We start from the raw sequence: 21550 nt of genomic DNA on the forward strand, positions 1-21550 counted from the left end.
TACCATCAACTGATGGATTATTAAGCGCCCATCCAGCGCAAAGCGTATAAAAGAGGAACATTATGTGCCTTGCCGTTCCCGGTAAAGTAGTCAAACGCGACGATGACCTCAAGGCCACCGTCGACATGATGGGCATCGAGCGCCCTGTTTCGCTGAGACTCGTGCCGACGGCGCAGGTAGGAGACTATGTTCTCGTACACGCCGGCTTTGGCATCCAGATTGTCGACGAGCAGGAAGCACAGGAAACGCTCGAGCTTGTTAATGCCATGTCCGAGCTGGTCGAAGAAGACCAGCTGGCCACCAACCCGGCGGAGGCTTACTAGTGGCGCCCGAGCAGCCGGCTCGCTCCGGTATCGATTTCTCGGCATTCCGCGATCCCAAGCTGGCTCGCGAGCTCATCGAGCGCATTCATGAGCTTGTCGGCGACCGCACCATCAACCTTATGGAAGTCTGCGGCACGCATACCGTGAGCATCGGCCGCTATGGCTTTCGCTCCATTATGCCGACGGGACTCAAGCTGCTGAGCGGCCCGGGCTGCCCTGTCTGCGTCACCGCCAACCGCGACATCGACCACGCAATCGCGCTCGCCAACATAGACGGCGCCATCATCACCACCTTTGGCGACATGATGCGCGTGCCCGGATCGTCTACCTCGCTCGCTGCGCAAAAGGCGGCCGGGCGCGACATCCGCATCGTCTACTCCCCGCTCGACGCGCTCGACATTGCCGAGCAAAACCCCGATCGCCCGGTCATTTTTATGGGCGTAGGCTTTGAGACTACGACGCCCACCATCGCCGCCGCCATCTTGGAGGCCGAGGCGCGCGGGCTTTTGAACTTCTCGGTCTATTGCGCCCACAAGACCACGCCGCCGGCTCTGCGCGCCATCGCCAACGACCCCGAGACCGCCATCGACGGCTTTATCCTGCCGGGCCACGTCGCCACCATCACGGGCTTGGCGCCCTTTAGCTTTTTGGTCGATGAGTTCGATACCCCGGGCGTGGTCACGGGATTTGAACCGGTCGATATCCTGCAGGGCATCTGCATGCTGGTCCAGATGGTTGTCGAGGACAGACCCGCGATCGATAACGCTTACCGCCGTGGCGTCAATGCCGACGGCAATCCCGTGGCGCGCCAGCTGGTCGAGCAGGTATTTGAACCGTGCGATACCACATGGCGCGGGCTGGGGCTGATTGCTAACTCGGGCCTTTCCATCCGCCCCGAGTTCTCGCGCTTTGATGCCCGTACCCGCTTTGACGTGCCCGTCGAGGAGACGGTCGAGCCGCGTGGGTGCCGCTGCGGCGACGTGCTGCGCGGGGCCATTACGCCGAGCGACTGCCCTCTGTTCGGCCACGCTTGTACACCCGAGCATCCCGTCGGCCCCTGCATGGTGAGCTCCGAGGGCAGCTGCGCGGCGTACTATCGCTACCGTAACTAGCCCGGACGCACCCGCACACTGGCACCACCCACGATTGGAGTTTTGGATATGTCCCATAGCATCACCGATAGCACCGTCCTGTTGGGCCACGGCTCTGGCGGACAGATGATGAAACGCATCATCGATGAGGTCTTTTTGGATGCCTTTGGGTCGCCCGAGCTGCTCGAAGGCAACGACGCCGGCGTCGCCGCGCTGCCCGCGAGCGGGCGCATCGCCATGTCGACCGACAGCTTTGTAGTCTCGCCGCAGTTCTTCCCCGGTGGCAATATCGGCCGACTCGCCGTGTGCGGAACCGTCAACGATGTCGCGACCTCGGGTGCCAATGTGCGCTACCTGTCGTGCGGCTTTATCCTCGAAGAGGGTTATCCCATGGACAAGCTGCGTCAGATTGTGCAGACCATGGCCGAGACGGCGAGCGAGGCGGGCGTGGCGATCATCACCGGCGACACCAAAGTGGTTGAGCGCGGCGGGGCCGACGGCGTCTACATCAATACCGCCGGCGTGGGCGAAATGCCCGTGGGCGTAACGCTCAGTGGCGCAAACTGCCAGCCTGGCGATGTCATTCTGGTATCGGGTACGCTGGGCGACCACGGTATCGCCATCATGAGCCAACGCGAGGGCTTGGCGTTTTCGAGCACCATCGAAAGCGATGCCGCACCGCTCAACCACCTGATTGCCGATGTGCTTTCCGCAGCACCCGACACGCGCTGCTTTCGCGACCCCACGCGCGGTGGCCTGGCCTCGACGCTCAACGAGTTTGCGCAGGCCAGCAATGTTGCCATGGAGGTCGACGAGGATGCCGTGCCCGTGCGTCCCGACGTGCAGGCGGCTTGCGAAATGCTCGGCTATGACGTGTTGCAGGTGGCAAACGAGGGCAAGATGGTTGCCGTCGTGCCGGCCGAACAAGCCGATGCGGCGCTGGCCGCCATGCGCGCCGCCCGCTACGGCGAGAACGCCGCGATTATCGGCCGCGTGGTGCCGCTTGGATCGAGCGCTCGACCCGCCGTGCGCGTGCGCACCGGCTGGGGCTCGACCCGCATCCTCGACATGCTCGTAGGAGAGCAGCTGCCGAGAATTTGCTAGGGCGAAACCACACGGTCGGCGCGATGCGGCCTGATACCCCTGGAGATGTTCAGATTCCAAGCACGCCCAACGCGGAAGCCCAGTATCATGGGGTGCGTTTTAAACCCAATGACGGGAGTTTTTATGGCAGCAGCTTTTTCCCATGTGATCTTTGACCTGGACGGCACCATCCTCAACACGCTCGAGGACCTGGCGGCCGCCGGCAACCATACCTGCGAGGCGCACGGCTGGCCCACGTTTGCCGTTGACGAGTACCGCTACAAGGTGGGAAACGGCATGCTCAAGCTGGTTGAGCGCTTTATGCCTGCCGAGTATGCGGGCGACAGCCGTATGTTTGAGCAAACGCTTGCCGAGTTTAGGGCTTACTACGGCGAGCACAAGGAGGACCACACCGCCCCCTATGCCGGTACGATCGAGATGCTCGACCGCCTGCGCGCCGCGGGCGTGCAGCTTGCCGTGCTCACTAACAAGGACCACGTCTCGGCGGCTCCGCTTATCGAGAAGTATTTTGGTTCCGAGCGCTTTGCGCTGGTGCAGGGCCGCATCGATGCGTTTCCCCCCAAGCCCGAGGCGCCTGTTACGCTGCATGTGATGGAAGAGCTAGGCGCCGATCCGGCGACCACGCTCTATGTGGGCGATTCCAATGTCGATATCCTGACCGGTCACAACGCCGGCCTTAAGAGCGCGGGCGTCAGCTGGGGCTTCCGCGGCCGCGCAGAGCTGGAAGCCGCCGGCGCCGACTACGTGGTGGACACCCAGGACGAGCTCGCGGCGCTGATCCTGGGCGAGTAACGAGCGACACTGCTTAACGCAGCTGCGACAATTCTTCCGCGCGGAAAGCGCATCCCGTTTTGGAGCTCCGGAATGGGATGCGCTTTCCGTTTGAGACTCATCAGGGAAACCGCATCCCGTTTCAGAGCAATATTCCGGGTCGTACTTTCCGCAACCCACCCCATCCGGAAAATGCGACCCACTATTCGGCCAAAAACCGGGTCGCGGTTTCCCAAGCACTCGATGCAACGCTGGCACAAGGAGTGTCCCCAACTGCCGGCAGAAAAGGAACGTCCCCAAGTGCCGCCCCAATGACCACCATGGCAACGCCGCAGGTAGAGAACGGACAGCGAAAACGCCCCTAAGCGAGCAAGGTGACGTGAAATGAAAGGGCGCTGACCTTCTGGTCGCGCCCTTGAAATTGAACGTCAGATTGCCGCTTAGGGGTGTTTGCAGCGTCGAGCAGTTACGGCGTTTGGTAAAACGCCGTAACGAACTACCGCGCAACGAACTAGCTCAGCATTGCATCCATCATCTCGGAGTTGACGGAGTCGTCGGCAGACCACTCGCCGTCGTCGTTGCAGGTGTACTTGAAGATAACCGTGGTCTTCCTGGGCTCGGTGGCCTTGGTCACATCGACCATAACCTGACCGGCCATCTTGTACAGCTCGTCATCGGAAGGAACCGTGTCAAGCGCAGCGACCTTCTCCTGATACTGGGTGGAGAAGTCCTCGACGATCTTGTTCATAGACTTGCATGTGATAGAGACCTCGGCGGTCGCGACACCCTTGTCTTCGTCGACCGTCACGTCGCCGATCTTGTAGTCAAAGCCCTCGAGATAGGTCTTGGCATACTCCTTGGGATCGATACCCAGCTGCTCGAACTCGTCGCCCGAAGCTTCCTCCAGACCAGAAAGGAAGTCGTCGCCACCGTTCTTGACCTCGTCAAACTGCGTCGTAAGATCCTCGGTGATGAGCTCCTCAACCGAAGGACCTCCACAGCCGGAAAGCACGACCACGCATGCAACCAAGACGGCCATGAGGGGCGCAAGCAGCAGCTTCTTTTTTCATGTTGTTCCTCCCAATGAGCGGCACCGCGCTTCCCGGACGCGGCACACGTTGTAATAAGTAAGCCCATACTATCCACTTATGAACACCCTCGGCAACGCGAAGGCGCGGTCGGTTCGTTTTAGCGTCCGAACGGTTTGCAAGCCCGCCCAACGCGCAATAAAACGCTTCCCCACGGTGCAATAAAAAAGGTGGCCGGAAAACCCGACCACCCTTGCACATCCTTTGAACGCCGCAGTTTACTTGCGAACGACCTTAACGATGGCGTCACCGGCGGCGACGGCGGACTCTGCCTCAACGGTGAGCTCGACGTCGGCAAACTCGGCGGTGTTGGACACGGCCACCACGACGCAGTCCTTGTAACCGGCAGCGGCGATCTTGGCGCGGTCGATCTTGAGTATGGGCTGGCCGGCCTTCACAACGTCGTCGGCCTTGACGAAGCCCTCGAAGCCATCGCCGTTCATGTTGACGGTATCGACGCCAACGTGCACCAGAACCTCGATGCCGCTATCGGACTGCAGACCCACGGCGTGACCCATGGTGACGGTCACCTTACCGTCGCAGGGAGCGTAGACCAGATCGTCCTCGGGCCACACGGCACAGCCCTTGCCCAGAACCTCGCCACCAAAGACGGGATCGGGCACGTCGGCCATCTTGATGACCTTGCCCTTGACGGGCGAGCACAGCACGTCGGCGCCGGCAGAAGCAGAGATGGAGGCCGGAGCAGCGGCAGCCGCGGGCTCAGCCTTCTTCTTGAACATATCAAACAGACCCATACGTTTTCTCCTCTTGATTAAGCGCAACGTTGTGCGCATGCCTACGGTAATTATAGTGCCAAATGGTTCAAATGCTAAGGTGGGGACTCGAATCGCAAGCCCTTCTCGGTAGTGCTCGTGGGATGAGCATCTCCTTTGCATCGCGGTTCGATAAGCCGAGTATCGCCCACGCGCGGGACGGGCAGAAGCGGGCACGCCAAACCCGATACTTCTTTTCGCTCTCGAGTCCTGCCGCCGCCCCGTCCCTGACACTTCCTGATACCGACCGAAACGTGCCAAAATAAACCTGTCCCTTTTTGGTAGGTTTGGCGAGTGTGGATTTTCGGACGCTTAACTAACGAGCGTGGATAATCTCCCACTTTGAGGCCGTCACCGAGCCAAAAACGGGAGATTATCCACGTTCATTTTGGATGACCCCCTTGTACCAAGCCGAGCTCCATGGTCAAGTAATAACGACTTCTCATCATTAGATTGTTTACATCAATTCTAATAACTATTTAATCCTTAAACTCGTTATTAGAATTGATATGATTAGCCTAATAACGAGTTTCCGGCACTAAAGATATGGAGGGCGCGATGCAAATCGAGGAGAACGGCCAGGGAACGCTCCGCAATAATCTATCGGGGAAATTGGCTTACTATTCGTTTTTTCCAACGCCCTTGCAATCATTGAGGCAGCTAAACCTCACCGAGGAAACCTATCGCACGCTTTCCGCATGCTCACGAAAGCTTGGAGAGCTTGAAGGCATGCTCTACTTTGTTCCCAACGCCGACATGTATCTGACAATGTACGTGCGCAAAGAAGCACTCCTTTCTTCGCAAATTGAGGGAACCCAGTGCACGTTTGACGACCTACTTAGTCCATCGCAAACACGACTCCATCATAAAGATGTCGCAGACGTCGTGAATTACGTCCGTGCTGTCGACCGCGGCGTAGAACTGCTCAAAAAGATGCCCTTGTGCACGAGACTTCTTAGGCAAGTTCATGCGGTCCTGCTGGACGGAGTGCGCGGAACGGAGAAGAATCCAGGCGAGCTGCGCTCCTCACAAAACTGGATTGGCCCCTCAGGCTGCACCATTGCAACCGCATCGTTTGTCCCTCCAAACATTGAAGATTTGAGTAACACGCTCCAGGACCTCGAACGCTTTATCAATGAGCCTCAAGTCGAAATGGATCCGATTGTGCGGGCGGCGCTCGTCCATTACCAATTTGAAACTGCCCATCCATTCCTAGACGGAAACGGTCGCCTGGGCAGGCTTCTCATTACACTTATGCTCATCAATGATGGCGTTCTTCATTCTTGCTTGTTCTATCCATCGTTCCAGTTCAAGAAAAATCGAAGCGAGTACTACCGGCAACTCACATCCGTAAGGGAGAGAGGCACTTACGAGGAATGGATAGAGTTTTTCTGCAACAGTCTTCTCGAGAGTGCGGAGGACTCGGTAGGGTCTTTAAAAAACCTTGTTGACCTCCATAACCGTTCCACAGCAACCATTACCGAAAATCTCGGAAGGACTGCTGCAAACGGGCAAAGGCTGTTGGGCATTCTTGAAGAGCACCCCATCGTCGACACCGCATTCATCGCTGCCCAACTCGATATCGGCAGGAGTACCGCGAGCTCGCTCGTCAAATCATTTGAAGAATTGGGTATCCTCCGTCCGCTCGACGAGTCAAGACAGAGATACCGGCAGTACGGGTATGAAGAGTATCTTTCGATTCTCAGGGAAGACGCCGAGCCGATTAGATAGGCATCGCAGCCCAGGCAAATTAAAGCGAGCGTGGATAATCTCCCACTTTGAGCCCGCACACAGGCCAAAAACGGGAGATTATCCACGCTCATTCCTGAGTAGTCATTTATGAACGTCCCCAATGACTAGTCCGGCAACGCCGATGTTTCGGCAACGACAGCGAGCGAGCCGCATTCGGAGCAAGACGACGCCGCAGGTAGAGAACGGACAGCGAGCTGGTCGCATTTGAGACAAGGTGACGTGAAACGAAAGGGCGCTGACCTTCTGGTCGCGCCCTTGAAGTTGAACGTCAGATTGTCTCAAATGCGGCCCGCGCAGCGTCGAGCAGTTACGGCGTTTGGTAAAACGCCGTAACTAACGTGCTCCGTACTGCTCGTAGTAGGCGTCGATGGCGGTCTTGAGCTCGTCGTCGATGACAACCTTGCCGTCGATCTCGTGGTTATAGAGGGTCTCGACGACCTCGGCCATGGAGACGATGCTCGCGACGGGGAAACCGTACTTGGCCTCGATCTCCTTCTGGGCGGTGGTCACGCCACCCTTGCCGACCTCCATGCGGTTGAGGGACACGATGAGGCCCTTGATCTCGACATCGGCAGCAGCCTTGACCTTGGGATAGGTCTCGTCGATGGACTTGCCGCTGGTGGTGACGTCCTCGACCATGACCACGCGGTCGCCGTCCTTGGGCTCATAACCCAGCAGGTTGCCCTTATCGGCACCGTGGTCCTTGGCCTCCTTGCGGTCACAGCAGTACTTGACCTCCTTGCCGTACAGCTCGTGGTAGGCAATTGCGGTCACGACGGCCAGCGGAATACCCTTGTAGGCCGGTCCAAACAGCACGTCAAAGTCGTCGCCAAAGTTATCGTGGATGGCCTGAGCGTAATACTCGCCCAGCTTCTTGAGCTGATAGCCCGTCACGTAAGCGCCGGCGTTCATAAAGAACGGGGACTGACGGCCGCTCTTGAGCGTAAAGCTGCCGAACTTAAGGACGTCGGACTCGACCATAAACTTGATGAACTCTTGCTTGTAAGCCTCCATGCGGGCTCCTCTCGTAATCGCGTACGTGCCTTCCAGTTTAGCGCAGGCGAAGCGTCGATGCGGGCGCGCTTTGGGGCCACGGCATTCTGTAAAGGCTTTGTCAGGGGGAATGGTTTTCCGAACAATGGGGTTGACATGTCAAACCCCCTCATCAAGAATACGGGCGGATTAAAAAGGGGTACGAGATACCCAAAGCGCGCTGCGCTCAGCCTTTAGGAGGTGTGCCATGGAAGGCAGTCCTAGTCGAAAAACCTGCATGTCGCCCTCGGCACGCCGCGAGGACTCCGCACACGCATAAACGCCACCGGCAGATCGCCAAAACCACCGCAAAGGCGCGCTGCACCCTTTGTGGGCTCAAGAGCTTGACGTGAGCGACATCTAGGTTTTTTGAAGCAAATACGACACGTACGCTAACTCCCCTCAACAAGGAGGACCCTATGCTGATGCTCAAAACCGTCACGGTACTCGAAGCCATCTCCAAGCGCCGCCGCACGGCGCGCCCTGCCGCTCATACCGGCCTGTCCAAGAACACCATATTCGCCGCCACCCATAGTGCCGAGGACGCCCTCGTACTGCTTGACGCCACGGCAAACGGCCTCACCGTCGAGCAGGCAACTGAGCGCCTGAACGCCGTCGGCCCCAACACCATCGAGGCAACGACCAAAACGCTCGCCCGCCGCATCGCCGACGCGTTCATCGATCCCTTCGCCGGCATCCTCGCCGCGCTCGCACTGGTCTCGCTCTACATCGACGTGCTCGCCGTGCCCGAACCGCAGCGCGACCCCTCCACGGTCATCGTCATCGGCACCATGCTGCTGGTATCGGGCGGCATGAAGTTTATCCAGGAAGCCCGCAGCGGCAATGCGGCCGAGGCCCTCAAGGACCTGGTCTCCAACACTTGCACCGCCCTGCGCGACGGCGAGCGCATCGAGATCCCCTTCGACGAGCTCGTCCCCGGCGATGTAATCCGTCTCTCTGCCGGCGATATGGTGCCGGCAGATGCCCGCATCATCACTGCGCGCGACCTGTTTGTGATCGAGTCCGCACTCACCGGCGAGAGCGAGGCCGTCGAGAAGACCACCGCCGTCACCGTCGTCGAGGGCGCCGACGGCTCCGCACTGCCACTCTCTGCCTGCAAGAACATCGTCTTTACCGGCACCTCCGTGCAAAACGGCGCCGCCATGGCGCTTGTCGTTGCCACCGGCTCGGACACCTACCTGGGCGGCATCGCCAAGATGCTCAACGGGCGCGGCGAGAAGAGCGCGTTTGACCGCGGTGTCTCGAGCGTCTCCATGCTGCTCGTACGCCTCATGCTCGTTATGGCGCCGGCCGTCTTTGCCATCAACGCCGCCACCAAGGGCAACGTCATCGACGCGCTGCTGTTCGCCACAAGTGTGGCCGTGGGCATCACGCCGCAGATGCTTCCCGTCATCGTGACCACGAGCCTGTCGCAGGGCGCCAAGGACCTCGCCCGCCGCCAGGTTATCGTCAAGGAGCTGCCGGCGATTCAAAACCTCGGAGCGATGGACGTCCTGTGCTGCGACAAGACCGGCACCCTCACCGAAGACCGCATCGTGCTCGAGCGCTACCTCAACACCGATGGCAACGAGGACGCGCGCGTGCTGCGCCATGCGTTTTTGAATAGCTTCTTCCAGACCGGCCTCAAAAATCTTATCGACCTGGCCGTAATCGACCGTGCCGATGTGACACCCTCGACCGTCGCACCCGATTCCATGCTGGGCCAGAGCCTGCGCGACCGCTACACCAAGGTCGACGAGGTTCCCTTCGATTTCTCGCGCCGTCGCCTGAGCGTAGTTGTCACCGACGCCCAAGGCAAAACCCAGATGGTTACCAAGGGCGCTGCCGAGGAAATGCTCGAGATCTGCTCCTTTGTCGAGATCGATGGCATCGCTCAGCCGCTCACCGACGAGAAGCTCGCCCAGATTCGCAAGCAGATCGCCGGACTTAACGCCGAGGGCCTACGCGTAATTGCCGTGGCGCAGAAGACCAATCCGCGCTGCGTGGGCGAGTTTGGCATCGCCGACGAGTGCGACATGGTGCTGATGGGCTTTTTGGCCTTCCTCGATCCGCCCAAAGCAAGTGCCGCGGGCGCCGTCGCCACCCTCGAGGCCAAGGGCGTGGCGGTCAAGGTCCTAACCGGCGACAACGACCGCGTCGCCGCCACCGTCTGCGAGCAGATTGGTATCGATGCGAGCAGCGTCTTGCTCGGCTCCGAGATCGATACGCTCGATAACGCCGAACTTGCCGAGCGCGCCGAGAAAACCCACCTCTTCGCCAAGCTCTCGCCGCTGCAGAAGGCGCGCCTGGTACGTGTCATGCGCGAGATGCTCGGCCACACCGTGGGCTTTATGGGCGATGGCATCAACGACGCCGCCGCCATGCGTGCGAGCGACTGCGGCATCTCGGTCGATTCGGCCGTCGACATTGCCAAGGAATCCGCCGATATCATCTTGCTTCAGAAGGACCTGGGCGTGCTCGAGCGCGGCATCATCGAAGGCCGCCGCACCTACGGCAACCTGCTCAAGTACCTCAAGACCACGGTGAGCTCCAACTTTGGCAATGTGCTGTCCGTGACCGTCGCGAGCCTGTTCTTGCCGTTTTTGCCCATGAGCGCCCTGCAGCTGGTGCTGCTGTCGCTGGTCTACGAGATCGTGTGCATCGCGCTGCCGTGGGACACCGTCGATGACGCCTGGACTGCCCGCCCGCGTGCCTGGGACGCCGCGTCCATCAAGGGCTTTATGCTCGAGCTGGGCCCCGTGAGCTCGCTGTTTGACATCGTGACCTTCGCCGCGCTCTTCTTTGTCGTGTGCCCCGCCGCCGTGGACGCAAGCTGGTCCGAGCTTGCCGCCGCGGGCGACGTCGCGGGTATGGCGACCTTTGCTGCGCTCTTCCAGAGCGGCTGGTTTGTCGAGTCCATGTGGTCGCAGACACTCGTGGTCCACATGTTGCGCTCCCCGCATCTGCCGAGCCCGCGCGACCACGCCGCGCCCGCATTGTGCGTTCTTACCGTGCTGGGCCTGGCGCTCGTCACCTGGCTGCCGGCAAGCCCCATCGCCGATGCGCTCGGCCTCATGCCGCTGCCCACGAGCTTTTTTGGGCTGCTCATTGGCATCGTTACCGCCTATATCGCGCTCACCCAGCTGGCAAAGCGCCGCTACATTGCCCGCCACGGCGAGCTGCTGTAGCAAGTAGACGGAAAACACCCTGCCAGCTGCCGTTGCCACTACCACAGCTGCCAACGCCGCTGCCGTTGCCTCTGCCGCCGCCGCAGTCTATCCCCCCAGCAGTTGCGGTGAAATAGTTCCTGTTTAAAGCCCCGTGACTTTAATTTAGGGACTATTCCACCGCAACGTATTGGGAGATTACCTAGTCCTTGGGTGTCCAGGACCAGAAGAAGTTGATGAGGGCCACGCGCGAGGCGGTACCGGCCTTCTTGTTGATCGAGGAAATGTGGCGATAGAGCGTGGAGCGCGAAAGAAAGAGCGTTGTGGCGATGTCCTGAACGCTCTGGTCCGAAACGACCAAGACCTCAAGAATATCGCGCTCGCGCTCTGTAAGCCCAAAGGTGGCGACGAAGGCATCAAGGCGTTCATCGGACGTGAGCTCCGCTGCCTCCACGGGCTCGGGGTCGGAGCATGTGGGCGCAAGATCCCCACCAAGATCGTCGGTGGCAAGCGGCAGTCCGTCCCGCATCGCGGCATCATCGGCTCGTTGCCCCAACTGCCCCAGCAGCGTAATCGCAATGCCCACAAACATCACGAGCGCCGCACCGACCGCAGCCAGCACATTTTGACTCGAGATAATCGCCACTGCCGGCGCCGTCACGAACATCGAGCACACGTTGTTGACGACGCGACCCATGCACGGCCAAAAATATGACCAGCGCGCATAGAGCGAGACGGCGGCATATTTTGTGGTAAAGAACACCACGAAAAAGCCCGAGCCCAGATAAAAGATGATCGCGGCAGCAAGCTCGTTGCCGCCATTGCCATCGACGATGAGCACAAAGAACGAAAGCGTGGACAGTATGGCGGCACATGTCATGCCGATATTCATATACGAGCGGCCGTGCAGGTCAAATAGGACGCCGGCAGCCAACGAGCTCACGACAAGCAGCAGGCGCGGCCAGTCACCCAAATCAACGGCTCCGGTAGCATGCAAGGTTGTGAGACCCGCGTTGAGAGCGGCGAATACGCCGGAAAGATACGCCGTCGCCACGGTCAGGCGGACCACGGCGCGGCGGAATGCCGCCTTTGCCTTGGGATCGTCTTGCCACTTGGCGCCATATTCCAAAGCATCTACCGAAAGCCCGGCAACACTGGGTTCAAAGCTGGGATCGGACTCGTCGCGCAGCTTGGCGCGTCGGGCACCGTGGAGCAACGCCACCTGCGCGATCGCACAGACAACCAGAACAGCCTGCTGAGGAATGCCGGCAGGCATCACCATGTGGTTGAGAACCTGCACCAGAACGCCCATGGCGTAAGAAAGTGCGGCGGCGCGCGCCAAGCAGGGCGTTCGCGCAAAGCGCCTCGCAAAATTTGCATGAGCAGTCGATCCGCAGTAGCCCAGCGCGCAGCACGCCACCAAACCGCCGGCAATTACCACCTCAACCTGAACCGCCATAATCAACAGCAGCAATGCCGCCACCAGCAAAACGCCCGTGACGTCACTCGTTGCGTCGATAGCATGGGGACGGCGATAGTACAGAATGGGACGCACAAAGAAGCCAATCACGCTCGCGCCGATGACAAGGCTCTCATAAATAACGACCTCGTTCGGAGACACGAACTCGGCCATGCGCACATCAAAGAGATACTCGCACGCCAAAAACGTGAAGAAGAACAGCGCCAGGCATATAATCTCCCGAATGCCCCGACGCAAATATGCGGTTGTGTCTCCCATGCCCCTCATGGTTAACCCCCCACGCTCAATTGTCTGGAAATCTATTTTAATAAAGAACCAGTCTCAATATCGAAGCCGAGCTCGAAATGCTGCCAATTCGACCCCAGCCGTCCACATCACGCCGCGATTTTGAGCCGCATGGACCAGAAGGGACGCGCGCGATCTCTAGCTCGGCCAGGAGTGTCCCCAACTACCACTCATTTAAGTACGTCCCCAATGAGTGCAATGACTACCCGCAGCAAGGAGTGTCCCTATGTGTCGGATGAAAAATGGGCCATGTGTCCCAGTTGTGGAGACTCCTTGAGCCGTCTGGGTATCGCGAAGGATCGCGCACTCCCCCATCATCAAAAGTGACACACGCTACCAGTTGATGGGAGGCAGCCATGGGCTTCTTTGACAAGATGTTCGAGAAGAAAGAGTGCGCGATTTGCGGTACCGAGCTGGGACTTCTAGGTAAGACAAAAATCAATGAAGGCTACCTGTGCAAAGAGTGCGCCGGCAAGCTCTCCCCCTACTTTCACGGCTATCGCTCCAGCACCGCGGACGATATCCGTGAGCAACTCGCCTACCGCGAGGCCAACGCCGAGCGCCTGTCTTCGTTCAACCCCACGCGCACGCTTTCTGCCGGGAGCACCAATATTATGCTCGATGAGGACGCGGGCCTGCTGATCATCACTTCGCAGAGCCGCTGGCGCGACGCCAATCCCGACATCATCGAGTTCTCGCAGGTACTCGGCTGCGATATGGATATCGACGAGCAGCGCACCGAGATCTATCGCGAGACCAAGGACGGCGAGCGCGAGAGCTACAACCCGCCGCGCTACGACCTGGATTACGACTTTAACCTGACCATTCACGTCAACACGCCGTACTTTACCGAGATCAACCTGCGCGTGAACGACTCCACCATCGATCAGCGCGGTTCCATCGAATACCGCGAGGCCAAGCGCCAGGCAACCGAAGTTCGCGACGCCTTGGTGCAGCTGCGTCAGGAAACGCGCGACAGTGTCGTGGCCGCCAAGGCTCCCAAGACCGCGGTCACCTGCCCCTTCTGCGGAGCCACCACCATTCCCGATGCCAGTGGGCGCTGCGAATACTGCGGCGGCGCCATCGGCGCATAGCCTCCGGCAGCGAAAGGACCGATCATGGCCTTCGAGAGCGTCAACTATCAGTGCCCCGCGTGTGGCGGCCCCCTGCATTTTGCCAGTGCCGAGCAAAAGCTCGTCTGCGACTACTGCGATTCGCGTTTTGAAGTCGAAGAGGTCGAGGCCCTCTATCGCGAGCGCCAGGACAAGGCAGACGCCAAAGCCGACGCCGCAGCGGCGGCGCCCAAGCCCGCGACCGACGCTGCGGTGCAGGAGCTCGCCCAAAACGCCGGCTATATCTGCTCGTCGTGCGGCGCCGAGCTAATCTCGGATGGCACCGTCGCCGTTACCACCTGTCCATACTGCGGCAACTCTGCCGTGGCACCCGGCCAGCTCTCGGGCGACTTCTCACCCGACCTGGTAATTCCGTTTAAGCTCGGGCGCGACGATGTCATGACCGCACTCAAGGAGCACTACAAGGGCAAGATTCTGCTGCCCAAGAGCTTTGTCACCGGCAACCATATCGACGAAGTCCAAGGCGTTTACGTGCCGTTTTGGCTTTACGGCGCCCGCGTGGACGGCGAAGTGTGCTTTGATGCGACCAACGAGACCGTAACCGAGGAATCCGACCGCACCGTCACGACCACCGACCACTACGATGCCTACCGCAAGGGAAACATCTCGTTTAAGCGCGTGCCCGTCGACGGATCCTCCAAGATGCCCGACGGCCACATGGACGCCATCGAGCCGTTTGACTACGACGCGCTGCGCCCGTTCTCGGTCGCCTATATGCCCGGCTACATCGCCAACCGCTACGACGAGGATTGCGAGACCTGCAAGGCGCGTGCCGAGCGTCGTATGGAAGAAAGTACGATTTCGGCCCTGCGCGAGACCGTCGTCGACGAGTATGACGACGCCACGGTCGAAAGCAAGCAGCTCGACTACACCTGGGAAGACAGCGACTACGCCCTGTTCCCCGTGTGGATGCTTTCCACCTCGTGGAACGGCAAGAGTTATCTGTTTGCCATGAACGGCCAGACCGGTCGCATGGTTGGCGAGCTCCCCTGCTCCAAGCCCAAGCTCGCCATCGCCTCGGTGTTGTTCTTTGTGATCGGGTTTGCCCTCTCCCAGATTCTCTTTATGGGTGGGAATGCCTTCGATCCGGACTACCTCACCTTTGATGTCGAGGGCATCCTCATCAACATCGTCGCGCCGCTGATCATCGTAATTATCGGAGACGTGCTACTGGTGGGCCAGCTCAAGACGGCCAACGAGGCCACCCACGCCGATTGCTACTGCGGCGAGCTCGACCTGACCGAGAAGCACGACACCTTCAGCCATACCGAGACTACCGTTGTCATGAAGGACAACAAGGACGACTAGCCATTCTGACCAATACCACCCGGCCTTTGACGAGAAAGGAAGATCACCATGGGACTCTTGAGAGCTGGATTGGGAGCTGCCGGCGGCGTCATGGCCGACCAGTGGAAAGAATTTATCTATTGCGAATCGATGCCCGCTGACGTCTTGGCTTGCAAAGGCAGCAAACGCACCGGCGGCCGCAGCTCCAACACGCGCGGCGAGGACAACGTCATCTCCAACGGCTCGGTCATCGCCGTCAACGACGGCCAGGGCATGCTCGTGGTGCAAAACGGCAAGATCATCGAGGTTGCGCTGGAGCCCGGCGAGTTTGTCTTTGACACCGGCAGCGAGCCGAGCGTCTTTAGCGGCAACCTGGGCGACTCCATCAAGGAGACGTTCGCCAATATCGGCAGCCGTTTTACCTTTGGCGGCGACGCGGGCAAGGACCAGCGCGTCTACTTTATCAACACCAAGGAGATCATCGGCAACAAGTACGGCACCGCCTCGCCTGTGCCCTTCCGCGTGGTCGACAACAACATTGGTCTGGACGTCGACATCTCCGTGCGCTGCAACGGCGAGTATTCGTACCGCATCACCAACCCGCTGCTGTTCTACACCAATGTGTGCGGCAACGTGACCGATAGCTACACGCGCGATAAGATCGACAGCCAGCTTAAGTCCGAGCTGCTCACCGCCCTGCAGCCCGCCTTTGCCAAGATCTCGGAGATGGGCATTCGCTACAGCGCCATCCCCGGTCACACCACCGAGCTCGCCCGCGCGCTCAACGAGGTCCTCTCGGCCGACTGGCGCGACCTGCGTGGTGTCGAGATCGTGAGCTTTGGCGTCAACTCCATCGCCGCCTCGCAAGAAGACGAGCAGATGATCAAGGACCTGCAGAAGGCCGCGGTCATGCGCGATCCCACCATGGCAGCCGCCAACATCGCCAGCGCCCAGAGCGATGCGATGCGCGCAGCAGCCGCCAACCCCAACGGCGCGATGGCAGGCTTCATGGGCATGGGCATGGCGGGCGGCATGGGCGGCATGAACGCCAGCCAGCTGTTCGCCGCCGGCCAGGCACAGCAGCAGGCCGCCCCGCAGCCGGCTCCGGCGTCCGCGCCCGCCCCGGCTCCCGCCGCCGCACCTGCGGCCGGCGCATGGACCTGCAGCTGCGGCGCCACCAACACCGGCAAGTTCTGCTCCGAGTGCGGCAGTCCCGCACCCGCCCCGGCACCGGCCAAGTGGTTCTGCCCCAACTGCGGCAGCGAAAACGGCGGCAAGTTCTGCAGCAATTGCGGAACGCCCAGGCCCTAGCCCCTCTACCTGGTAATTGGCGGGGAGGTCCGCCACCCCCGCATTTGCTTCTATGGGTTTCGTTCGATAAAGGAGGACACCATGAAGACAACGTTCAAAAAGTCCGTACTCGCATTCCTGACATGCGTCCTGGCGCTCGCCTTTGCCCTGACGGGCTGCAGCGGCGGCGGCAAAGACCCCAAGGCCAACTTCGTCGGCAGCTGGCAGTACTCGGGTGGAACCTTGGACGGCGAAGAGCTCACCGATGAGTACATGGATATGCTCAAGGAGTGGGGCCTCAACTGTATCCTGATCCTCGACGAAGACGGTACGGGCGTCCTCGACATGTTCCTTGAGGTCGCCGACCTGAAATGGGAGGCCAAGGACGCCACCACCGTAACGATTACCGCCGAAGATGAGTCGCACGACCTGAAGCTCAAAGACGACAAGCTCGTCCTTGAGGTGGACGGCGACAAGCTCATCTTTACCAAGTCCGACAAGGACCTGTCCGGCACGGTGAAGAAGGATCGCGAGGCGGCCGAGAAGGAAGAAGAGATCGATGAGGCCGTCGAAGACGACGATGTCCAGAGCGTCGAAATCTCCCCCGCCGTCACCGTCGCCGATGACGACCTGTGCACCATCACCATCACCGAGAAGTTCAAGGACGACTGGGGCGACATCGGCTTTGTCGTTAACATCACCAACAAGAGCGACAAGGACCTGACCTTCTACGCTCCCTCCGGCAAGACCAATGTCAACGGCACCATGAAAGACCCCTGGTTCTCGGCTCACCTGATGCCCGGCACCAACGCCACCGAAGAGTTCACGTTCTCGAACGGCGAGCTTGACAGCCTTGACGACCTGGTCAACACGACCATCGGCATCGACGCCTACCTGACCGATTCCTACGAGGACGTCGCCTCCTACAGCGCAACCATCGCGTAACGGCAGACCACGACAGCCGCGGATTGGCGGACGCATCCGCGCACACCAGACGGGGCCGCAAGAGTTAATCCTGCGGCCCCGCCGTTTTTATGCCGATGCGCGACGAGCGTTAGCGCTCCATATTGGGGACGATGCTGCCCTCGGTCACCGCATGCACGGCAAGACGCATGATGTTGTCGTAGCCGGTCTTGCTCAGGATCTCCGAGATGCGACGCTTGATGGTGCCCTCGCTCATAAACAGCTCGGCCGCGATCTCGCGACGGCTTTTGCCCTCGCAGGCAAGGCGCAAAATCGATAGCTCGACATCGTCGAGGGCCGCCGTGCCCGAGAAAATGCTCTCGGGTGGTTTGGGAAACGTGCAATAGCCCGCCAGCGTGGAGCGCATCACGGCGAACAGCTCGTCGATACCGACATTCTTGTACACAAAGCTATCGACGCCCGCCTCGCGGGCCTGATCGACAAAAGTGATCTCGGGCATGCCGGTCATGATAATGATGCGACACTCGGGCAGCTGCTCCTTGATGCGCGCCGCCGCCACGATGCCGTTGGAATCATGCTCGGTGCATACGTCCATCAGTATCATGTCCGGACGCTCCTTGAGCGCGACACCCAAGGCCTCGGAGGCATCGGCGATGGCGGAAACAACGGTCATATCGGGCTGATCGCCAACGGAGCGCGCCAGGCTCTCGCGCAGAATGGCCTGGTCTTCGACTATAAGGACGCGGATCATGAGCTTCTCCTTTGGGATGTGTCGTTGGCGTTAAGCGGAATGGATACCGTAAGCGTAAAGGGTGGGGCGGCATGGACCTCAAGGCTGCCGCCCAGATTCTGTGCGACATGCCTCATACCAGGGATACCCGTTCCCTCGCGATACGATACGGGGGCCGGGGACCCGTCGTTAGAAATCGTCATGCACGCGACGGCGCCAGCATCCGTCCCCTCCTGCCACAGACGCACGTGGACCCGATGCGCCTGAGCATGCTTGGTGGCATTGGTCGAGGCCTCGCGGATAATCTGCAAAAAGGCCGCCGCGACACGCGCGTCCTCAGGCAGCGCACCCTCAACATCGATCTGCATACTCACCAGGCCAAAAGCATGGACGATATCACCCAGCTGCTCTGCAGGCTCGTTGGCACCGCCACTGCGCAAATCGGCGGCGATTGAGCGCAGCAACGGGTCAATCTGCTCGAGCGACTCATCGTCCAGACGCCCCTCCTCCAAATAGCGATGAAGAATGGACAGGCGCTGACCGATCACATCGTGAACGCGGGCGCGCATACGTAGGTAGGCCGCATTGTCGGCAACTTTTTTGACTTCTTCGATCTGGGCTTGGAGCTCTTGGCCCGCAAGCTCAAGCAGGTGGTTGGCTTGCGCCAAGCGGTCATGAGCATGCGCGTACTCTGTCACATCAAGACCGATAATGCGCTCGAACGAACGGCCCGAAACCATAACACGATCGCACACAAATAGGCGAATCTCGGCGGGAGAGACCTCGACCACCGCCCGCGCCTCACCAAAGCGGTCCAGATTAATCCGCACACGGTTCCTTCTGCTTTCGGGCATTTGCATGCTAAGTTTGCGCAGGTCGTTCCATGTGCCGCTCATGTCGCGTAGATCGGTTGGCATATGAAGCTCCACCAGGTTTTTACGCATGCAGCGGTTCATGAGCAGCGGACGGCCCCTCGGGTCTAGATACAGGATGCCCACGGGAATCACGTTGATGGTTTCAATCGTCGAGAATGCGGTGATATCCTCCTGGCGGTTACGGACGTCCATCAAGAGCGCCGCGATGGAACGGAACAGGAAGAACGCTCCCTCTGCGATAAGGACAACGGTCCACGCCGAGCCCATGGCAAAAACCACCGGCGGTGTAACGGCGACAACAAGCAGCAGCTCGACCAGCATGACGGGGCGACGATAGTGCACCATAAGCACCACGCCATAGGCAAAGATCGCGGCATTGAGCCACAACGCTCCGCCCATTGCCCTGGCGCAAACGTCAAGCGGCGCCACCAGATACGAGCCAGACGACGCGAATAAGATGAGCGCCGAAATCATCAGGTGAAGCACAAGGCTCGCCTCGTAGGCGCAAATCACCTTACGGTTATAGGACGAGCGGCGCGATGCGATAGCGGGACGTGGATCGTCTGCAGACACGCAGCCAGGGCAAAGACAACATCGAGCGCAACGATTTGGGGAAGGATGAGCGAAATCTGCATCGTCACTCACCCGCCCTCGGCATCAAGACGATCATGCGCAGCTGGCCGGGCTCGCCCTCAAAGCGGTATGCCACGTTGCGCCCTTGCAAAGCGCTTTCGAGCTCTTGCGCAGCGGGTGTCTGCGAAAGATCCTCCTCGTCGTTGGAGAAAAGCGTGGCACGCAGCTCCACACTGCACGAGTCGTGGTCGCTCAAGTGATACATAAGTGCCGGTCGAGTAGTGGTGTAGGCAAAAAAACGCAAAGTCATATACGCAGTCGTACAGCGCGCTTACCGCACTGGCGTGCATCGGGCGCCGTATGGCAATAATCGAGGCGCAATCGACATCAATCGTGCGTAGGTCGCTTGCGAGCTCGTTGGCAATGAGCTGAATGCGGTCGCGGTCAAAACCGCTCTCCCCGTGCTGTGCCAACGTGAGCGACCCCTTGCGTTTGCAATAGGCGACGAGCATCTTGGCGCGCTGCAGCATGCGGTAACGCTCGTGCGAAGATGCCTCGTCGGTCAACGGTGGCAGCGAGCTCAGCGAGTCGTACATCTCTTCGAGCGCGCGGGCAAGCGCCTGGTCCACGTCTTGGACCAGCAGGGTCTCGGCCTCTTGATCTGCCAAATGCGTCTTAAGATCGTAGTCGGCGACAAGCAGCTCGTTTTGACGCTGCAGCTCCATGCGACGGTGTGCCAGTTCACGGTTAAGCTCGTTGAGCTCCGACACGTCTTGGGCAAGCAGGGCCGATCCGCCCAGCAGTGGAAAGGCACGGTACATCATCACATCGGGATCGGACGCCACGGCAAAGGCATGGGCGCGGCCGTGCTCCTGGGTCCACAACTCCTCGCGCACGCCTACCGGCACTGGCTTTGACACCGGCGTGGCATAGACCTCCTGCAGGTCGCGCGTTAGAACTTTGAGGTCAAGCGGCAAGGTGTCGAAGATGCCGGCGATGTCGTGATACGACGGAATGACACCGCAATCGAGACAGATTTCCATCGCCACCACGCACAAGACGCAATAGATGAGCGAGAAGTTGAGCCTCCATGCCCAGGGCACGCGCAACGCATAGGAGATGGCAAAGAATGCGCCGCCCAGCAGTACGAGCGCCGCCGTACCCGAGAAACGCTGGATGCGAAAGGACGAGGACCGACCAACCAGGATAAAAAAGGCCACGAAGTTAAAGGCCGTCCACACTAAGACGGCGAAATAACCCCAGCCGTACGTGTAATCGTTGCTCCAGGTGTCGCTTGTACGGTCAAAGCGGAAGACCTGCTGGTGAAAATCGTTGGTGAGCACAAATCCGATAAGCAGGATGGCCACAATCCACAGCGCAGCGCAGTAGCGGCGACCCAGGCGGTGTTGCTCCAGGCCCGCAAGGCGCAGACCACACAACTGGTAGAGCAGCGGAATGAGCGTCATGGGCACGTAGTACAGGTACCACAGCACGGTGGCATAGAACGGCGTGAACGACTTGTACTTGAGAATGACTTCGATCATCCACAGGGCGCAGATGGTGGCGATGGCAACAAGGCGGCGGCGCAACACATAGTCCAAACAGCGCAGATAGACCGATACGCCCCAGATCGAAAATGCAATTGCGGCAACAAGCAACGGCAGAGAGCTCGAATGGACGAGCGCATCCACGACCTCTTCGGACACCTCGCTATAGGCGGACACGGCGTTAGAAAGTTTGGGGTCGAAGGCGAACAGCGCCGGCAAGACTGCCAAAAGCATGAGGAACAGTGCGGTGATGGCGCCGGCGATAGCGAAGACGCGGTGACGGTACGCCTGATGTGTTATGCCAACAAGGAATCGCGGCATGGCG

General features: G+C 59.9%; 17 protein-coding genes. 10 read left to right on the plus strand and 7 right to left on the minus strand.

From position 1 onward, the window contains the following. Positions 1 to 62: 62 nt before the first annotated feature. The 4 genes from AAA021_RS00445 (at position 63) to AAA021_RS00460 (ending at position 3310) form a co-directional block, all read left to right on the plus strand. Positions 63 to 323 (plus strand): HypC/HybG/HupF family hydrogenase formation chaperone, encoded by a 261-nt coding sequence (locus AAA021_RS00445; protein ID WP_195521097.1) that lies wholly within the window; start codon positions 63 to 65, stop codon positions 321 to 323. Continuing rightward, positions 323 to 1435: a hydrogenase formation protein HypD gene (hypD, locus tag AAA021_RS00450; protein WP_349087528.1), complete on the plus strand. Its 1113-nt coding sequence runs from the start codon at positions 323 to 325 to the stop codon at positions 1433 to 1435. Before AAA021_RS00445 ends, hypD begins: the two co-directional genes overlap by 1 nt. 48 nt (positions 1436 to 1483) lie before the next feature. After that, positions 1484 to 2518 carry a hydrogenase expression/formation protein HypE gene (gene hypE / locus AAA021_RS00455; protein WP_349087530.1) on the plus strand — a complete coding sequence of 345 codons (1035 nt, stop codon included), beginning with the start codon at positions 1484 to 1486 and terminating at the stop codon, positions 2516 to 2518. Positions 2519 to 2641: 123 nt separating this feature from the next. Continuing rightward, complete coding sequence (locus tag AAA021_RS00460; RefSeq protein WP_349087532.1) at positions 2642 to 3310, plus strand: HAD-IA family hydrolase; 669 nt, start codon at positions 2642 to 2644, stop codon at positions 3308 to 3310. A gap of 490 nt (positions 3311 to 3800) precedes the next feature. On the opposite strand, the gene AAA021_RS00465 is transcribed toward AAA021_RS00460, so the two are convergent. Further along, positions 3801 to 4328, minus strand: a complete 528-nt coding sequence (locus AAA021_RS00465) for a hypothetical protein (RefSeq protein WP_349087534.1) — start codon at positions 4326 to 4328, stop codon at positions 3801 to 3803. Between the two features lie 267 nt (positions 4329 to 4595). Then, positions 4596 to 5132, minus strand: coding sequence for a PTS glucose transporter subunit IIA (locus tag AAA021_RS00470; RefSeq protein ID WP_035136613.1), 537 nt, complete (start codon positions 5130 to 5132; stop codon positions 4596 to 4598). 576 nt (positions 5133 to 5708) lie between these two features. On the opposite strand from AAA021_RS00470, the gene AAA021_RS00475 reads away from it, so the two are divergent. Continuing rightward, entirely contained in the window at positions 5709 to 6881 is a 1173-nt protein-coding gene (locus AAA021_RS00475) for a Fic family protein (RefSeq protein WP_195445967.1), read from the plus strand. A 354-nt stretch (positions 6882 to 7235) separates the two neighbouring features. Here AAA021_RS00475 and pyrE read toward each other — a convergent pair whose 3' ends face one another. Continuing rightward, the gene (pyrE, locus tag AAA021_RS00480) at positions 7236 to 7916 is read right to left on the minus strand and encodes an orotate phosphoribosyltransferase (RefSeq protein ID WP_148332521.1); all 681 of its coding nucleotides are present in this window, start codon (positions 7914 to 7916) and stop codon (positions 7236 to 7238) included. A gap of 437 nt (positions 7917 to 8353) precedes the next feature. On the opposite strand from pyrE, the gene mgtA reads away from it, so the two are divergent. After that, the gene (gene mgtA, locus AAA021_RS00485; protein WP_349087536.1) at positions 8354 to 11122 is read left to right on the plus strand and encodes a magnesium-translocating P-type ATPase; all 2769 of its coding nucleotides are present in this window, start codon (positions 8354 to 8356) and stop codon (positions 11120 to 11122) included. Between the two features lie 181 nt (positions 11123 to 11303). On the opposite strand, the gene AAA021_RS00490 is transcribed toward mgtA, so the two are convergent. Beyond that, positions 11304 to 12848, minus strand: coding sequence for a helix-turn-helix domain-containing protein (locus AAA021_RS00490; RefSeq protein ID WP_349087537.1), 1545 nt, complete (start codon positions 12846 to 12848; stop codon positions 11304 to 11306). 374 nt (positions 12849 to 13222) lie between these two features. Between AAA021_RS00490 and AAA021_RS00495 the strand changes: the two genes are divergently transcribed. From AAA021_RS00495 to AAA021_RS00510, 4 genes are all read left to right on the plus strand, one after another. Continuing rightward, the gene (locus AAA021_RS00495; RefSeq protein WP_349087538.1) at positions 13223 to 13960 is read left to right on the plus strand and encodes a DUF4428 domain-containing protein; all 738 of its coding nucleotides are present in this window, start codon (positions 13223 to 13225) and stop codon (positions 13958 to 13960) included. 24 nt (positions 13961 to 13984) lie between these two features. Continuing rightward, positions 13985 to 15307, plus strand: a complete 1323-nt coding sequence (locus tag AAA021_RS00500) for a hypothetical protein (RefSeq protein ID WP_349087540.1) — start codon at positions 13985 to 13987, stop codon at positions 15305 to 15307. A gap of 48 nt (positions 15308 to 15355) precedes the next feature. Continuing rightward, positions 15356 to 16597, plus strand: a complete 1242-nt coding sequence (locus AAA021_RS00505; protein ID WP_346976695.1) for an SPFH domain-containing protein — start codon at positions 15356 to 15358, stop codon at positions 16595 to 16597. Positions 16598 to 16678: 81 nt separating this feature from the next. Beyond that, positions 16679 to 17521: a hypothetical protein gene (locus tag AAA021_RS00510; RefSeq protein WP_349087541.1), complete on the plus strand. Its 843-nt coding sequence runs from the start codon at positions 16679 to 16681 to the stop codon at positions 17519 to 17521. A 109-nt stretch (positions 17522 to 17630) separates the two neighbouring features. On the opposite strand, the gene AAA021_RS00515 is transcribed toward AAA021_RS00510, so the two are convergent. The 3 genes from AAA021_RS00515 to AAA021_RS00525 all read right to left on the minus strand — a co-directional run bounded on the left by AAA021_RS00515 (position 17631) and on the right by AAA021_RS00525 (position 21546). After that, positions 17631 to 18251, minus strand: coding sequence for a response regulator transcription factor (locus AAA021_RS00515; RefSeq protein WP_195919558.1), 621 nt, complete (start codon positions 18249 to 18251; stop codon positions 17631 to 17633). After that, positions 18248 to 19678, minus strand: a complete 1431-nt coding sequence (locus tag AAA021_RS00520; RefSeq protein ID WP_349087542.1) for an ATP-binding protein — start codon at positions 19676 to 19678, stop codon at positions 18248 to 18250. The genes AAA021_RS00515 and AAA021_RS00520 overlap by 4 nt, the downstream gene beginning before the upstream one ends. A 119-nt stretch (positions 19679 to 19797) precedes the next feature. Further along, positions 19798 to 21546: a histidine kinase N-terminal 7TM domain-containing protein gene (locus AAA021_RS00525; RefSeq protein ID WP_349087543.1), complete on the minus strand. Its 1749-nt coding sequence runs from the start codon at positions 21544 to 21546 to the stop codon at positions 19798 to 19800. Between the last annotated feature and the right edge of the window lie 4 nt (positions 21547 to 21550).

It is taken from the genome of Collinsella sp. CLA-JM-H32, from assembly GCF_040098165.1.
Taxonomy (GTDB): Bacteria; Actinomycetota; Coriobacteriia; order Coriobacteriales; family Coriobacteriaceae; genus Collinsella.